The sequence below is a fragment of the Halobacillus sp. GSS1 genome, assembly GCF_017307035.1.
GTDB classification, from domain to species: domain Bacteria; phylum Bacillota; class Bacilli; order Bacillales; family Halobacillaceae; genus Halobacillus; species Halobacillus litoralis.
Genome location: NZ_JAFLHE010000001.1, coordinates 518753 through 535655, shown reverse-complemented (window position 1 = coordinate 535655; position 16903 = coordinate 518753). Strand labels below are relative to the sequence as shown.

Sequence of the window (16903 nt, the reverse complement as noted above, 5' to 3'; positions counted from 1 at the left end):
AAAGGAGTTGAACCCATGTGGAAGGGAAGCTCAGTGATTGAATCGTTGAGGATCGATTATCCAATCATCCAAGCGGGTATGGCGGGTGGAGTGACGACGCCCGAACTCGTCGCAGCGGTTTCAAATGCAGGTGGATTAGGGAATTTGGGAGCCGGTTATCTGGCTCCTGAAGCGATGGTACATAGGATTAGGGAAATCAAGCAGTTGACAAGTCGAACGTTCGGTGTGAATGTCTTTGTACCGGAATACCCACAAGCGACAAAGCAAGAAATAGAGGAGGCGAATCGATGGCTTGCTCCTTATCGCACAGAGTTGAATATTCAACAAGAACCGAGGGTGGAGCAGGACGCTTCTCTTTTTGAAAAACAAATCGAAGGACTGATGGCTGAACAAATTCCTGTTGTCATTTTCACATTCGGGGTGCCGCCGCGTGAAGTGATCACGGATTTGAAAAAAGAGGGAATCGTCATCATTGGAACAGCGACCACAGTGGAAGAAGCAATCATCAATGAAGAGCATGGGGTCGATATGGTCGTCGCCCAGGGAAGTGAAGCGGGCGGTCACAGAGGAACGTTCAACGGAGATTTTGACCGAGCCATGATTGGGACGATGTCGCTTGTACCTCAGGTGGCTGATCATGTGAAGATTCCTGTTATTGCGGCCGGGGGAATTATGGATGGACGCGGAGTTAAAGCCGCTCTTGCTTTAGGAGCTCAAGGAGCACAGCTTGGAACGGCCTTTGTCACTTGCCGGGAAAGTGGAGCAAAAACGCAACATAAAGATGCGATTTTGAAATCGAAGGAGACGGAGACGGTTCTCACTTCAGCCTTCAGCGGTAAACCAGCAAGAAGCATTCGGAATTCTTTTATCGAGGAAATGGAAAAAGGACAAAGTCACAAACTGTTAGCTTACCCGCTTCAAAATATGCTGACGAAAGAGATTCGCAAGGAAGCAGCCAGCCAAAATCGACCGGAATATCTATCGCTTTGGTCCGGGCAGAGCCCCCGTTTAAGCCGGGCCCAATCCGCATCATCGCTTGTGAAGGCGATCGTTTCCTATGTAGAAGACGAATCACTTTAAGAAGCCTCTATCTTTTAGAAAAAGCTCATGGTCAGGACGTGCAGATTAGGGCTCTTACATTGTTTTTCAGAGAGCAGGAGTCTTAGGGTGAACAAACACTTATTGAAGGAATGATTCAGCTGGAGGAGACGATATGATTGAATTCCTGAACCTCTATATGACGCCCTTCTGTGAAACGAGAAGAATAAGCGTTTACCTGCCGCACACATATCACCCTAAAGGCAAAAAGCGTTATCCTGTCATCTATATGCATGATGGTCAGAACGTCTTTCGTGATTCGGATGCGTTAGGTGGCACTTCATTATCGCTTGAAGACTACTTAGATCAGTATCACATCGATGTTATAGTTGTGGGCATTGATCAGAACCCCGATGAGAGAATAAATGAATATTGTCCATGGGTGAATGGGGATTTCAGTGAACATATGCTTGGGTATAAATGTCATCTAGGGGGTAAAGGGGAACAGTACATTGATTTCGTAACGAAAGAGCTTAAGCCGTTCATCGATCGTAGATACCTTACCCTGAAAGAAAATACATCAATGGTTGGCATCTCCTTAGGGGGACTGATTTCTGTCTATGCAGCCTGTAAATATCCTCGTACCTATAAACAGGTCGCCGTTCTCTCTTCGGCTTTTTGGCGTAACCAGGAGAAAATGGAGGAGCTTATCAGTAAATCTGACCTCTCATCCATCCATCGACTTTATATGGACTGGGGAGACTGTGAAAGTGAAGATGAAGAGATCAATCGAAAATTTCACGTTTCAAACGAAAGGGTGGCCCATTTGTTGAAAGATAAGGTCCCCAACTTTACATCTTCTGTCATCGTTGGCGGGACTCATCATTATACAGCTTTTAAGAGCAGGGTACCTCAGATATTCGCTTGGGACAAACACATAGGATACTAAAGGGAAGACGATTCCTTGAAGACCGTGCAGAACGAGAGAATTATTTCTCTCGTTTTTTCCACTTCCATCCATTCGTAATCACTCCAACTAAGCCGGATAAGGTAAGTATGTAAGCGACAAAAAGTGGGACATCTTGAAGTTCTGCGGTAAATAGTCGGAACAAACCGACCATAAGTATTAAGAAACTGCCGATCAGTGCAATCCCTATTTTCATCTCTTGATTCATAGGATTTCTCCCCTTTCTTTCCATTACTAGATTAACATACCTGATTGCTTTCTTTCATGCTACCGTCTCCCGCGGAATGTGAGTAGCTTCTCCGAACCGAAGGGGCAGTCGAACCTTGCACACCCTGCCCTATTCTTATAAATCCATAAGGAAAGTTTCCCTGTTACTTAAACGAATGAATAAAATGTAATGCACTCTAGTACCCTCTAATAGAAGGTTTAAGGGGGTACGTTATGCAGAAATGGAAGAGTCGTTCACCACTCGGGCAATTGCCGGCATTCAAAAAGGATCCACTCGCCTTTCTCATGGAAATGGAAGAGACACAGAAGCCGGTAACAAGGTTCAGGTTTGCTCACAGGCCGGTTTTCATGTTGATGCATCCGGCTTTGATTCAGGAAGTACTTGTTAGAAAAGCGGACTTTTTTTACAAATCCAAACCTTTTCAGGAGTTGGAACCACTTCTAGGTAAAGGACTTTTATTGAGTGAGGGGAATCTTCATCGACAGCAGCGCAGAAAAATCCAGCCTTTCTTTACCCCGAAGCATATTCAGCGCTACTGTGAAACGATGGGGCGAATCGTTACGGAGCATACGTCTCTTTGGAAAGACGAAGAACGGTTGATTTCTGAAGATATTAGAAGTCTCACCCTTCAAGTGATCACCGAGACCATGTTCGGTACGGAGGTAAAAGCACACCATGATCAAGTAGGGCAGCAGCTGGATACCGCTATGGAAATCGCCTCCCAGAGAATCCGCAGTGTCTTCAAATCGCCCCGATCATGGAAAACGGTCCGCAATCGATTGTTCGATGACGCGGTGGAAAAGTTGGACGAGGTCGTCTATTCCATCATCCATGATGAGCAGGGAAGTGAAGAACACCTTCTCCATGTCATGAAGGAAGCAGAAGATAAAGAGGGTCATAGAATGAGTCCTCAACAACTCCGTGATGAAGTCATGACTGTTTTTCTTGCCGGTCATGAGACGACGGCGTCGGCGTTGATATGGACGTTCCAATTACTCATGGAGCATCCCGATTGTTATCAAAAAGTGGAAAGTGAAATCGAACAAGTCCTTTCCAGTGATACGCCGTCCGTGGAGGAAACAGGGAACCTTTTGTACACAAAAAAAGTGATTCTCGAAAGCATGCGCCTGTATCCTCCTGCCTGGGTATTTGGCCGGCGGGCCAGGGAAGATGTGAACATTGGGTCCACGTTCATCAAAAAAGGAGCGACCGTTATGGTGAGTCCTTATCTGATGCATCGGCACAGCAAGTATGTCGATTATCCAGAGGAATTCCTTCCTGAACGCTTTGAGGACGGACGTCTTCTTGGAGGACCTGATTATTTATATTTGCCATTTGGTGGTGGGCCCCGCGTATGTATCGGGCAGCACTTCGCTATGCTCGAAATGCTTGTCATTCTCTCGTCTCTCATTCGATCATTCAAGTTTGCCCCTTCTTCAGAAGCTTTTCCTGTCATGGTCGAGCCATTAGTGACGCTGCGCATGAAGCATGGTCTTAAACTCCGTCTCTCAAAAAAAGAAACTGGAAGCCGGTAAGTCGTTGTTTTCTGTACCCTGTCATTTTGTTCATGTACAATATTAACAGGTGAAATGACAGGGATTGAAGGTGTAACTATGAAAACAATCATTATTGGAGCAGGAATATTAGGAGCGTCGACAGCGTACCATCTCGCTGAACAAGGCGAAGAAGTGGTAGTCATTGACCGGAACGATCCGGAACAGGCGACGCGTAATGCAGCGGGAATCGTCTGCCCGTGGCTGACGAATCGAAGCAATCAAGTGTGGTATCCTCTCGTTAAAGGCGGGGCGAAGTATTACCCTACCTTGATGGAAAAACTTGCGGAGGCAGGTGAAACACAAACCGGCTACAAGCAGGTAGGAGCGATCAATATCTTCGATACAGAAGAAAAGCTGGAAAAGAAACGGAAGGTTGCTCTCGAAAGGAAAGAGCAGGCACCGGAAATGGGGGAGATCTCCTGCCTTTCCCTAAAAGAAACGAAAGAGATATTTCCGCCCGTAGCTGAACACTATCGAGCGCTTCACATTTCAGGGGGTGCCCGCGTGAACGGAGGGGAAGTGACCTCCTCCTTATTAAGGGCGGCCAGAAAAAAAGGAGCGGCATTTATAAGTGGAGAGGCTACCTTCCTTTATGAAAACAAGCGAGTCGAAGGCGTATATGTGAATGGGGAAAAAATCTTTTCTGATCGGGTTGTGGTCGCGAACGGGGCGTGGACGAAGCCGTTGTTTGAGCCGTTGGGAATGAGACCAAACGTCACTTTTGAAAAAGCGCAGATAGTCCACGTGGATATGAAGGACTTCGATACAGGGAGTTGGCCTGTGATGCTGCCGCCTTTCAACCACTATATCCTCTCGTTCGGTAAAGGACGGGTGGTCATTGGTGCAACGAAAGAAAAGGCGTCTGACTCCAGAGTCACGGCAGGTTCTGTTCATCAGTTGATGGATAAGGCCCTTCGAGTAGCTCCTGGACTAGCAGATGCTACTTATGTCCAAACAAAGGTCGGATTCCGGCCGTTCACCCCAGGCTCAACACCGGTCATTGGGAAAGTTCCTGGTCTTGAGAACGTCGTGGTGGCGAATGGTTTAGGAGCCTCTGGTCTGACAAGTGGTCCTTACATTGGATCTGAGCTTGCGAAATATTTATTAGATGCAGACACGGAACTCGATTTTTCCAATTATACAGCGGATCATTTATTCATATAACAAAAAAAGTTCCCTCATTAAATGATGAAGGGAACTTTTTCATGGCTTTTTTTAATAAGATTTGTACCTATCAAAAGTGATGGTGTTCAAAAGTCTAAGGAATTATTGGCTTTCGGCCTTTTGATATTGCTTTTCTTCGGTTTCATCGACTTGCTCTTCATCTGGTGGGTAGGTCCGCTTTACGAAGAAAGCCAGAACCAATCCGGCAAGGGATAAAGCTGTGACGATGAAGAAGGCGATATTCACGCCGTATATCGATGGATGATCGATCGACGGATTGCTCTCGGCGGTTTGAGCGGTTGTCGTCATCACCGTGACAAGAATCGCTGTACCGACGGAAGCTGCGACCATACGCATCGTGTTGCTCATGGCCGCGCCGTGCGGAATGAGTTTTTTAGGCAATTGATTCAATCCAGCCGTCGTTACAGGCATCATGACCATCGATAACCCGAACATCCGGATCGCGTATAAGACAGTGATCGTTGTAAAGGTCGTTTCGATATTTAAGAAAGAGAAAGCAAGAGAAGCCCCTGTGATGATCGTGAGCCCGACAACAGCAAGCAGACGTGCACCTATTTTATCAAAAATACGGCCCGTAATTGGCGACATGAGTGCGGTAATGACCGCTCCCGGCAGCAGGGCGAGTCCCGATTCGAAGGCAGAGAATTCACGCATGTCCTGCATAAATAAAGGAATCAAGGTTTCTGCACCGATTAAACCCAGGAATGTAATCATTGCGATGACGGTCGTTATGGCAAAGACAGGGTACTTGAAGACACGGAATTCAAGCATGGGATGATGCATCCGCAGCTGTCTCAGGATGAACAAGGTCAAAGTTACAGCGCCGATGGTCAAAACGGTAACCGTGTCGATGCTCGTCCACCCCTGGTTCCCAGCGAGTGTGAAACCGTATAAGAGCCCCCCGAAACCTACGGAAGAAAGGATGATGGAAACCGGATCGACCTTAGGATAAGAGAGTTCGGTTACATTTTTCAGAATGAAGTAAGCGAGAACAATGATTAAAATAGCCAGAGGCAAGATCATCCAGAACAAATATCTCCACGTATAAGCGGAGGTAATGTAGCCGCTGAGCGCAGGTCCGATGGCTGGTGCGAATGAAATGACAAGTCCAATGTATCCCATAGCCGTCCCGCGTTTATGAACGGGAAAAATCATGAGAAAGACGGTCTGCATCAAAGGAAGCATCACACCTGCGCCTGCAGACTGAACGACTCTGCCCAAAAGAAGGAGAGGGAAATTTAAGGCGAGTCCGCCAAGGATGGTTCCGAAGGCAAATACACTCATGGCCGAAATGAAAAGCTGTCTCGTGGTGAACCGTTCGATAAGGAAAGCACTGACGGGAATCATCACACCGTTCACAAGCATGAATACAGTGATCAGCCACTGGGCTGAGTTCGCTGTCACATTCATTTCATCCATAATGGGAGGAATGGCTGTGATCATAAGCGTCTGGTTTAATATCGTAATAAAGGAACCAGCGAGTAAAAGTGCAGCCATCAGCACTTTGTTGGTACCTTTGGATGTCATAATGTCGTCCTCCTATGAATCAACTAATATACCATTATACTCCTCGGCGGGATGGGAGGACAACTCATCCAACTCAGTTTACTAGTTATATATTATGTAAACTTCATGGTTGTTTTTTTATTCTTATTAGTAAGGATAGAATGTTTTAGTCTTTACCATCATCCTGTCAATCGGAAAAAGTAGAACCTCGATGCATGGATGATGCTTCGAGGTTCTACTTTTTTATAAACAGGCAAGGAGACAGAGGAGTCAAGAGAGGGGACACACCAAAGCTTAGAGCCTGGAGGACGGCTTGTTTGACCGGGTTCCTTTATATGAAGGACGTCCTACGGAATGGTACTCAATGTTTCTCCCTTCTAGGTCTTCCCGTGTATAGCAATTACGCCCATCAAATACGACGGCTTCCTTCATTGTGTTTTCGTACACTTCCAAAGATAAGTCACTAATAGAAGGCCACTCTGTACAGATCATCGCAAAATCAGCCCCTGTTAAAACCTCATGGATGGTATCAACGACGGTACAGAAGGGGATGCTCCTGACCACAGGATCATAAGCGATGGGGACGGCCCCCAGTTCCTGAAGGCGTTGAATGATCGAAAGAGCTGGAGATTCACGGATATCATCGGTATTCGGTTTAAAAGAAAGGCCAAGGACCGCTACAGCCTTCCCTTTCAAGCTGCCATAACGTTTTAACGCTTTTTCAATCAGGAGATTCTTTTGCCTTTCGTTCACATCCATGACTGTAGACAGAAGCTTGAACGAATGACCGGTTTCTTTGGCTACCTGGACGAGAGCTTTCGTGTCTTTAGGAAAACAGGACCCGCCGAATCCGATTCCTGCCCGGAGGAATGGTTCCCCTATGCGCCGGTCCATCCCCATCCCCTGGGCTACCTGCTCGATGTCTGCTCCTAACTCTTCGCAGATTGAAGATATTTCATTGATGAAGCTGATTTTTGCAGCTAAAAAAGCATTGGACGCATATTTGATCATTTCCGCACTTAAGGGATCCGTATGCAGTCGGGGTGTTTTCATACTGCTGTAAAAGTCTTCAAGGAATTGTGCAGCTTCTGTTTCTTTAGATCCGATGACGATACGGTCGCTATAAAAGAAATCATGGATAGCCGATCCTTCTCTCAAAAATTCTGGATTCGATACGACCTGGAACGCCCGCCCAGCATGTAAGTGCATCCAGGAACGGACTTTGTCATTGGTTCCAGGGGGGACCGTACTTTTAATGATGACAACCGTTTCGTCGTTGATATAAAGAGAGAGGTCTTTGACAGCGGTCTTCACATAAGAAAGATCAGCCGACCCGTCTTTATTTTCCGGGGTGCCGACGGCGATGAAAATGGCTTCTGCATGCTGGACAGCTTTTTTTAGATCAGAAGTGAATTGCAGCCGCTTTTCGTTAAGATTGGATTGCATCAAAGAAGAGAGACCGGGCTCATGGAGAGGGCACTTTCCATCTTGTAGAGTGGATATTCTTTTTTTATCAATATCCACACAGGTGACTTCATGACCTAGACTCGCAAGACAGGTTCCTGTGACCAGACCGACGTATCCTGTGCCGATAACCGCGATTTTTCTCATATTCATCTTCTCCTGTCTCTAAGCGAAAGAGGCGAGCTTCATTTCGCCAATCACATCTTTGTAATCGTTGAGTAGTTGTTCAAAGATTTCTTCCCATGACCTGTCTAAGGCTTCCTGGCGCGCCTGTTTCCTCATAGCATCCAGTCGATCCGGGTCTGACAGTAGATCCATGATTCCTTGAGTGAACGACTGGACATCATTTGGGTTGCATAACACCCCTGTATTTCCATGGCTTACGATTTCTTTTACACCACCGGCATTTGCTGCCACCACAGGTGTTCCGGAGGATAGGGATTCGAGGACGACATTACCGAACGTCTCAGTAGCTGAAGGGAAAACGAATAGCGTAGAAGTTGCATAGATGCGAGCGAGCATATCTCCATCCTGAAAACCTGTGAACGTCATGTTTTCAGGAGCGATGGAGTGAAGATGATTTCTTAAGGGGCCGTCGCCAACAATAAGCCAGTGAATGTTTTCATTCATTCTATGAGGGAGGTTTTTGGCCACCTTCATGAGGACGTCCAGCCCCTTCTCGGGTGCGAGTCGTCCGACATAGGTTAATAGAATAGGGGCGTCGATTGAAAAATGTTTTCTCACATCGTCATCCTTATGATCGGGAGAATAGAGCTGATGGTCTACACCTCTCTGCCACAGTCCAAGATTATGGAGCCCTTGCTGCTCCAATTCTCTTTTCGTATGTAGGGAAGGAACAAAGGTTTTTTTGAAGGACTGATGAAACCAATGCATATATTTCCAGACAAAAGGGGAGAGGAAAGACAATTTGTAATAGTCTAAATATTGATCGAAGTGCGTATGATAAGAACCCACGAGTGGAATGTCCATCTTCTTGCCAAGATGCAGCCCGGCGAGGCCCAGGTTGAAGGGAGTGGCGATATGGATCAGGTGCGGTTGGAATACTTCAAGGTCTCTTTTGATTTTCATCAAATTAGGGAGAGCCAGACGGCATTCCGGGTAAAGCCAGAAAGGGACGCTGTTAAATCTATGAATGTGATCGGCGTACTCTTCTTTACTTTTTAAGTCAGGCGCATAAACCCTGTAGGGGATGCGTTTCTGTTCGAGGTATCCCGTCCACCGTTTTAATGTACGAGCGACTCCATTGACTTGTGGTACATACGTATCTGTAAAAATGGCCACTTTCATCTTCCGTTCCCCCTTTAAGCAACAAACGCTGCGACCTTGTCCTTCGGTACTTATCTATTCGCAGAAAAAAGGGTTTATGCAGGAGAAGGAAGAAAGGAAAACAACTTTACGTGAAATTGACAAAAGAAGAGAACGACAAAAAAACCTGCTTAGGCAGGTTTTGTCAGAAGAATATAGAGGCTGCTTCCGGGATGTGTTGGAAAGTATGGCGATGGTATGAAGAGAGTATCGTGGAAGGCTGTGTATATTTACGCTGATTTTTTTGTAAGAGAGTGCTGGCTTACGGCTTTTAATAGGATCATCTTGTCTTGGTTTGTCAACTTGTTCCAAATGCCCACTTTGATGTTCATCTTTAGTTTCCTCCTCAAAATTTAATGGGGCCAGCATATTTTTGACGAACAGACATCACCGCTTTGTTCATACTTAGCATATACCGTCATTTCATCAAGATTAAACAACAAAAATATCTACAATATTCGAGGGCGTCAACGTTTTGAAGAAGGTTCAGGCATAAACATGTCGAATATGTATAATGAGCCTGTAAAAATATAAGGAATTCGGGCTCAATACCTGAAAATATGTAAAAAAGAAGAGGAGGAAGTTTTTATGATTTCTTATCAAGTTCAATCAGAAAAAGGTTTTTCTGAAAAAATCGGGGAGCTCGTATGTATGCTTGAACACGCACGTGCGGTGACGATCCAGGAAGTAGCGGACCTCACGCAGGAAGAACTTGATGAGTGCGAAACCGGTGGAAACTCCATTGGTATGCTTCTCTCCCATATGGCAGCGGTTGAGTTTGTCCATCAGGTCATCAGTTTTGAAGAGCGGGATTTAACTTCAAATGAAGAGGAAGAATGGGGAGCGGCACTTGAATTGGGGGACAAGGCCCGCGCAAAATTCCATTCTATACCGGTGGATGATTATTTGGATCTCCTCGAGACGACGAGAGATATGACGCTTGAATACTTGAAAGAAAAAGACGATGACTGGCTGTTTGAGGAACGCTCCTGGCCGAACGGAGTAAAGTACAACCCCTATTACTTATGGTTCCATGTCATGGAAGATGAAATCAGCCACCGCGGACAAATCCGTGCTATGATTCGTTCGAAGAAACAAAAAATAAAACTATAAGAATAATAACCTGTTTCATGATGATAATCCTATAGAATTAAAGAAGCGGCCGGTGGCGTTTGCACCTGGACCGCTTCTTTATTTATGTTTTCTTTAGAATATTGAACTGCCTCTGTCATTTTGTGCACTCTTATCAGTAGGTTTCGCCTTTCTATCGGTGACTTTTCAATTCTATCAGTAGGCACCTTATATGATAGTGGAACACCCTTTTACGATAGATAGCTTTCTGTTCTCCTGATGTATTCTTCTATGGCCTCCTGCAATGGCCGGAAAGACGCGTTCCAGAATTTCTGCTTTGTCAGATCTTGATCAAGAAAGCCTGAACAAAGTTCATCCATAGGCAGATCTCCCGAGTGACTTAAGAGCTCATCGTACTTCTCAGGAAATGACGCAGGCGTTTCTTTGTACTGGGCGTATATGCCGTTACTGAACAGGTAGCCGATCGTGTAGGGAAGGTTATAAAACGCTTTTTCAGTATCATAAAAGTGAGGGATGCTCATCCAGTTATAAGCATTCACATGTTCCAGATGATCTCCGAACCATTCCTGTTCTTTTGTTTCCATCAAATCAGTGATCTCCGATGTGGAAAGCTTTCCTTGTTTCCTCTTCTCATAAAAATCCTTTTCAAATTCAAATTTTGCCGGAATGAACGTGGTGTATTTCAGTCCGTTGATAATTTTCATTTCCAGCAGGGAAAGGGCATCTTCTTCTGTTTCAGCAAGATCAATCGCAGCGTCCAACACGAGGTTCTCTGCGAACGTGGAGGCTGTTTCTGCAAGCCCTGTTCCTGCACTCTGGGCAAATCCAGGTTGTTCATGCAGCAATGTATTGTGATAAGCATGTCCAAGTTCATGCGCCATGGTCACGACATCCTGATAGGTTCCATGGAAGGAAAGGAGCACCCGGCTTTCTTTTGCATGAGGAAACGAGGCACAAAAGGCACCGTGACGTTTGTGTGGGTGTGGCTCAGCATCTACCCAGCCATCATGGAAAGCTCGTTTGGCGAAGTCTCCGAGTTTGTGGCTGTATTGAGAGAATTGCTTGACCACAATGTCCGTTGCCTCTTCATATGTAAGTGTTGTCTTAGCGGTGAAAGAAGGTGCATATAAATCATACCAGTCCGGTTTTGTGATGTTCTCGATCTTGGCTTTTCTTTTTAAGAATCGATAGAGAAGATCCTTATGCTCATGCAGAGCTTTCATCATGGTACTGACAGCGGCTTCCGGAATTCTGTTCTGCTCATACATCTCTTTCAGGGGGTTCCGCCAGCCTCTAAGCTCATATAAGTCATTCCGGAAACCGGCGAAGTGGTTAAAAATAAGAGCGAAACGGTCCTGATTCTCTTGGCAAACCTCAATGAGGGAGGCTGCTATTGAAGACCTTATAGAGCGATCATTGGATAACATCGCCTTCATGAAAGCCATATCAAAAGAAAGTTCCGTTCTTTCACCATCTTCTTCCGCAGGTACACGGAGATTCGCGAATTCGTGCTCGAATAGGTCTTCCCATCCTTCGAATCCGTTCATGGATAACGTATGGATGGCCTGTTCCAATTCAGGCGCTAATCGGTCTTCCGCTTGTTTTCTACGTTCCTTTAAAGAAGTGCGGACTTCAGCCAGTTCCTCAGTTTGTAGCCACTCATTCCAAGTAGGTTCGCTGATTGCTGCGATATACTGGTTGAATGCGAGGATCAGAGTTTCCATCTTTGCTTTTAATCGTTGACTTCAATCCATAAGTTCGTGTCCATTGCGATCCTGCCTATTTTGAGAGGATAGGCAGATGGCGTATTCATCGATGGAAAAAACGTCGGAGTAAAGCTTTTGCATTTCCTCGACTATCACCAGGAAATCTTTAAAGTTATCAGGAACTTGTGATTTCTCTAACTGCTCACGAAGAGCTTCCATTTGTTCATTATTTCTGAGCAGCACATCTTCCAGCCCGACAGGAAAGAGACGCTCCAAATCCCAATGTTTCATAACCGTGTTCTTCATATGATTCCTCCTATGGTTTTGATAGTATTAGTGTAATAGACTTTGGAAAAATCTTCATCATCCTCAAGACGGACGACAACTCCTATTCCCGACGCATGGTGCATTGTCAAAATTCGATATTCAAATTATAGCAGGATTGTGGAAGGCTCATTTTCGAAATGGTCAAGGAGTGTGTGGGGCGGAGGGGAATGAGTCGCTTTCCGCGGGAGTCTCCCCATTCCCCTCCGCCCCTTAAAAAAAGTATTCTCGAAACAACTTTTGAAATCATATGCTTTTGCTTACAGCGAAACTTGAAAAATATAGACTTCTGTCGATCTTTTGGATTTGAAGGCTATATATAAAGCGTTTTATCTCTTTTTCCAAGTGGGATGGAAGACAGGCAAATCCTCTTTCTTGGTATAAGGTTCGTTTCTATTTATATGGAATGGTTGGGAAGCTGGGAGACTCCCACGGGAATGGATGGGCTGGAGAGACCCCACAGAGCGGAGCTCGAGGAGGCTCTCCGTCATCCCTGCAGGAAAGCGAGCGGCTTCCCAACCACCCCTGTTTCTCAATTAGGTAAACGAAACCTTATTATCTCGAAATTACGTCTTCCGAAATTGGGAGGAGCAAAATGATGATTTTAAAGGAGGAGAAGTAGATGAAGGTGCCATTCATAGATGGACATAATGATACGATGATGAACTTTGAAGATGGAGTGAAACCCTTTTTTACAGGTACGAAAGAAGGACATATCGACTGGCCTAGAGGGAATCGTTCTGGAATGGCCGCAGGCTTCTACGCCGTATTTTGTCCGAACCCTGACACGGATCCACTTCCTGTCGCCTACAAAACCGAGAAGGGTTACGAAAAACCATTTCCGAGACCTTTATCTTATTCCTATGCTTGCATGTACACCCATAAAATGATGGCCCGCTTCTTAAAAATGGAAGCAGAATCTGGTGGGAAATTTAAAGCAGCACGTACCGTCGGGGATTTAGAAAGGGCGATCGCAGGAGAATACATGGCCGGCATTTTACATATCGAGGGGGCGGAGGGAATCGATGAAAACTTGCATGCGCTCTCTGTCTTCTATGAAGCAGGGCTGCGTTCCGTCGGTCCTGTATGGAGCAGAGCGAATGCATTTGGAGAGGGTGTTCCGTATCGTTTCCCTTCTTCTCCAGATACAGGGGCAGGTCTTACGGATGCCGGGAAAAACCTGATTCGCGAGTGTAACCGATTAGGAATCATGGTTGATCTCTCCCACTTGAACGAAAAAGGATTTTGGGACGTCGCCTCTATCAGTGATGCTCCGCTTGTAGCGACTCATTCAAATGCCCATCAAATCTGCCCGGTCACCAGGAACCTGACAGACAAACAAATCGATGAGATCGGTGGTTCGAACGGTTTGATCGGAGTCACCTATAGTATCAATCCTAATATGGTGACAGAAGATGGGGGCAATAATGAGGGAGCTTCTTTGTCTGACATTACAAAACATATCCATTATATAATCGATCGTATAGGAATCGACCACGTCGCTTTAGGTTCAGATTTTGATGGTACTCGGGTACCTTCCGCTCTTAAAGATGTGACGGGTGTGCCGAAAATCCTTGAGCTATTGAAAAAAGAAGGGTTGAGTAGGGAAGACATTGAGAAGATTGCCTATAAAAATTGGCTTCGTGTTCTTAAAGAGACATGGAAAGACCCTACATGACTTGAGCTTCCACTGGAAAAAAGACGAGGATGCCCTTTCGAAGAGCATCCTCGTCTTTTCGTTTGTCATCTTTATTAGGCTCTATGTTTCTGATAGGTGATGGCCTTTGACAGAGCTTGCATTTCCTTATAAGTGTGCTCCGTCAAAGGTGGAGCGTCAAGGTAACGCAGGTTATCCCTCAGTTGTTCCACGGAACTTGCTCCAAAGACAGCGGTCGCCACGGTAGGATTTTGCAGGACATATTGAAGCGCAAGTGTTTCAGCCGTTTTCTCATCAGTGGTGAACGACTGCCATTGCTTCGCAATTTCCAATACTTCTTTCTGGCTGTATTCTAAAAATCCATCGGCTGCTTTTTCTTCAGCTTTCTCCAGTCCTTTTGAAGATAACATCCCTTTTGCCAGCGGTCCTCTTGCCAGGACACTAATTTCATTGTCTGCAAGGAGCTGGAGAATTTCTTCTTCCGGACGTCGATCAAGAGCATTGTACTGCATCATTACACTGACGATGTTGGATTTTTCTACGTATTTTTTAATCACATTCGGGCGGATGGAAGATATCCCGTATTCTCTAATCAAACCTTCTTGTTTGAGGTCTTCAAATGCTTCAATGCTTTCTTCTATGGGATCATCGATGGTTCCCCCATGCAGCTGGTAAAGATCGATATAATCAATTCCGAGTCGTTTGAGACTGTCTTTCACCCCTTCTTTGATGTGCTTCTTGGATGGGTCCCAGTGCCAGTCTTCCTTATCAGCATTGAAGTTGTTGCCGACCTTTGTGCCGATCAACAGGTCGTCTCTTTTTCCTTTGACCGCTTCTCCTACGATTTTTTCATTTTCCCCAAAATCGTATAAATCGGCCGTGTCTAAATAATTGATACCCGCATCGACGGCCCGGTCGATGATGTCTTTGGCTTTGTTATGATCGGTCCCGAGCGACATGCACCCTAAACTGATTTCTGATACATATAAATCGGAGGATCCTAATTGACGTTTGTTCATGTAATCATCCTTTCCATTTTAAGTGTAGCGGATTGTTCCGGTTCCATGCCACTCCTGTGATAAAATAACGATAGGAACAAGAGAGGATGAATGTTTTGAAGAAATTCGAAGAGAAAACTTATGAAACCGAAACGATTTATAAAGGGAAAATTGTTCAATTGGATGTCGATAGTGTTACTTTACCCGATGGGAATACATCTAAACGAGAACTGATCCGTCACCCAGGTGCTGTCGCTGTCATTGCCGTGACAGATGAAGGGAAGCTTGTTTGTGTCGAACAGTACCGGAAACCGATGGAAAAAAGCATTATTGAAATACCTGCAGGTAAGCTTGAACCGGGGGAAGAACCGAAAACATGCGCCCTCAGGGAATTGGAAGAGGAAACAGGGTACACATCCGATGACCTTGAGTTCATTACCTCTTTCTACACATCCCCGGGATTTGCTGATGAAATTGTCCACCTTTATTTCACAGACCAGATCAAACCGATGGAGCAGCAGCCGGACGGAGATGAGGACGAGTTCGTCGAACAAATGGAACTGACGGTGGAGGAAGCGGAAGTTTTGGAAAAAGAAGAGCGGATCCATGATGCGAAGACGGCCTATGCCATCCTTTATATGAAATTGAGAAATGCGAGATGATGCCTACGTTTTTCGTCGATCTACATATTCATATCGGCAGGGACTGGAACGGAAAGCCTGTGAAAATTACGGGCTCAAAATCGCTGACCCTCTCGAACATCTTTGAAGAAGCGACGAATCGAAAAGGGCTGGATATGGTTGGGGTCATTGATGCGCAAGCACCTGCTGTTCAGGAAGAAATGCAGGATCTGATCGATCGTGGGCAGGCCGTGGAATTAAAGGAAGGAGGAGTTCGTTATCAGGATACGGTCCTCCTTTTGGGCTCTGAAATTGAAGTCTATGATGCGGCCTGTTCCGGCCCCATCCACGTGCTTTGTTATTTTCCGACACTGGATCGGATGAAGGCATTCACAGCATGGCTTTCGAAGAAAATGAAGAACGTGAACTTAAGCTCCCAACGTTTTTACGGCACGGCCCGCGAACTCCAGCAATATGTGAAAGAACAGGAGGGCATCTTTATTCCCGCCCATGTTTTCACTCCATTTAAAAGCCTTTATGGAAAAGGAGTGAAACAAACCTTAAGAGAAGTTTTGGATCCAGACAAAATCGATGCCATTGAGCTTGGATTGAGCGCTGACACAGAGATGGCTGATGGGATCGGTGAACTTGAACCGTACACCTATGTGACCAACTCGGATGCTCATTCCTTAGGAAAGCTTGCCCGGGAGTATCAGCGGATGACATTAAAGGGACTGAACTTTGAAGAATTGCGGATGGCTCTACACAAGAGAGAGGGAAGAAAAGTCCTCACGAATTACGGGATGAGTCCAGCCATGGGGAAATATCATCAGACGGTTTGTGCTGAATGTCTTTTCCCTGCAGAAGTTTCTGCATCCCGGTGTGAACAGTGTGGATCCAAAAAGATCGTCAAAGGCGTCAAAGATCGTGTGGAGGAGTTGAAATCTAGCACCCAGATGAAAGAAAGACCTCCGTATATCTATCAAGTGCCTCTATCATCTCTCCCTGGAGTAGGAACGCGTACCTATGAAAAGTTAATCGATGCTTTTGGTACCGAGATGGCTGTCATCCATGAAGTATCAAGGGAAGACTTGAAGACCGTCATTCCTGAACAAGTGGTTGAGCGGATCATGGCCATGAGGAACGGTACACTTACCATCCTGGCTGGCGGGGGAGGACGATATGGAAGAATTCAATAGAAACTGAGCTGGATCTGGTCTACTTTTTCCGTCTCT

General features: G+C 45.7%; 15 protein-coding genes. 8 read left to right on the top strand and 7 right to left on the bottom strand.

All coding sequences use genetic code 11. The features are described 5' to 3' along the window. The first annotated feature begins 15 nt into the window (after window positions 1-15). Together J0K78_RS02735 and J0K78_RS02730 are read left to right on the top strand one after the other, a co-directional pair. Window positions 16-1080 (top strand): NAD(P)H-dependent flavin oxidoreductase, encoded by a 1065-nt coding sequence (locus J0K78_RS02735; RefSeq protein WP_206945273.1) that lies wholly within the window; start codon window positions 16-18, stop codon window positions 1078-1080. A gap of 133 nt (window positions 1081-1213) precedes the next feature. Continuing rightward, window positions 1214-1987: an alpha/beta hydrolase gene (locus J0K78_RS02730; protein WP_206945272.1), complete on the top strand. Its 774-nt coding sequence runs from the start codon at window positions 1214-1216 to the stop codon at window positions 1985-1987. A 40-nt stretch (window positions 1988-2027) separates the two neighbouring features. Here J0K78_RS02730 and J0K78_RS02725 read toward each other — a convergent pair whose 3' ends face one another. Continuing rightward, window positions 2028-2213, bottom strand: coding sequence for a hypothetical protein (locus J0K78_RS02725; protein ID WP_206945271.1), 186 nt, complete (start codon window positions 2211-2213; stop codon window positions 2028-2030). Window positions 2214-2446: 233 nt separating this feature from the next. On the opposite strand from J0K78_RS02725, the gene J0K78_RS02720 reads away from it, so the two are divergent. After that, on the top strand, window positions 2447-3769 hold the full coding sequence (locus J0K78_RS02720) for a cytochrome P450 (RefSeq protein WP_206945270.1): 1323 nt from the start codon (window positions 2447-2449) through the stop codon (window positions 3767-3769). A 78-nt stretch (window positions 3770-3847) separates the two neighbouring features. After that, on the top strand, window positions 3848-4954 hold the full coding sequence (locus J0K78_RS02715; protein WP_206945269.1) for an NAD(P)/FAD-dependent oxidoreductase: 1107 nt from the start codon (window positions 3848-3850) through the stop codon (window positions 4952-4954). Between the two features lie 102 nt (window positions 4955-5056). On the opposite strand, the gene J0K78_RS02710 is transcribed toward J0K78_RS02715, so the two are convergent. The 3 genes from J0K78_RS02710 to J0K78_RS02700 form a co-directional block, all read right to left on the bottom strand. Further along, window positions 5057-6502: a DHA2 family efflux MFS transporter permease subunit gene (locus tag J0K78_RS02710; RefSeq protein ID WP_206945268.1), complete on the bottom strand. Its 1446-nt coding sequence runs from the start codon at window positions 6500-6502 to the stop codon at window positions 5057-5059. Between the two features lie 273 nt (window positions 6503-6775). Continuing rightward, entirely contained in the window at window positions 6776-8092 is a 1317-nt protein-coding gene (locus J0K78_RS02705; RefSeq protein ID WP_206945267.1) for a UDP-glucose dehydrogenase family protein, read from the bottom strand. An 18-nt stretch (window positions 8093-8110) separates the two neighbouring features. Continuing rightward, entirely contained in the window at window positions 8111-9253 is a 1143-nt protein-coding gene (locus tag J0K78_RS02700) for a glycosyltransferase family 4 protein (protein WP_206945266.1), read from the bottom strand. Between the two features lie 606 nt (window positions 9254-9859). On the opposite strand from J0K78_RS02700, the gene J0K78_RS02695 reads away from it, so the two are divergent. Then, window positions 9860-10384: a DinB family protein gene (locus tag J0K78_RS02695; RefSeq protein WP_206945265.1), complete on the top strand. Its 525-nt coding sequence runs from the start codon at window positions 9860-9862 to the stop codon at window positions 10382-10384. Between the two features lie 209 nt (window positions 10385-10593). Here the strand turns inward: J0K78_RS02695 and J0K78_RS02690 are convergent, their stop codons facing one another. Beyond that, window positions 10594-12087 (bottom strand): M3 family metallopeptidase, encoded by a 1494-nt coding sequence (locus tag J0K78_RS02690; RefSeq protein WP_206945264.1) that lies wholly within the window; start codon window positions 12085-12087, stop codon window positions 10594-10596. 21 nt (window positions 12088-12108) lie between these two features. Beyond that, complete coding sequence (locus J0K78_RS02685) at window positions 12109-12375, bottom strand: hypothetical protein (RefSeq protein ID WP_206945263.1); 267 nt, start codon at window positions 12373-12375, stop codon at window positions 12109-12111. A 640-nt stretch (window positions 12376-13015) separates the two neighbouring features. Here J0K78_RS02685 and J0K78_RS02680 point away from each other — a divergent pair. Next, a complete protein-coding gene (locus J0K78_RS02680) occupies window positions 13016-14071 on the top strand; it encodes a dipeptidase (protein WP_206945262.1) in 1056 nt (351 codons plus the stop codon). 74 nt (window positions 14072-14145) lie between these two features. On the opposite strand, the gene J0K78_RS02675 is transcribed toward J0K78_RS02680, so the two are convergent. After that, on the bottom strand, window positions 14146-15069 hold the full coding sequence (locus tag J0K78_RS02675) for an aldo/keto reductase (RefSeq protein WP_206945261.1): 924 nt from the start codon (window positions 15067-15069) through the stop codon (window positions 14146-14148). 95 nt (window positions 15070-15164) lie between these two features. Here J0K78_RS02675 and J0K78_RS02670 point away from each other — a divergent pair, with 95 nt between their 5' ends. Beyond that, window positions 15165-15710 (top strand): NUDIX hydrolase, encoded by a 546-nt coding sequence (locus J0K78_RS02670; protein ID WP_206945260.1) that lies wholly within the window; start codon window positions 15165-15167, stop codon window positions 15708-15710. Then, complete coding sequence (locus J0K78_RS02665; protein ID WP_370550918.1) at window positions 15707-16867, top strand: endonuclease Q family protein; 1161 nt, start codon at window positions 15707-15709, stop codon at window positions 16865-16867. The genes J0K78_RS02670 and J0K78_RS02665 overlap by 4 nt, the downstream gene beginning before the upstream one ends. Window positions 16868-16903 lie beyond the last annotated feature (36 nt).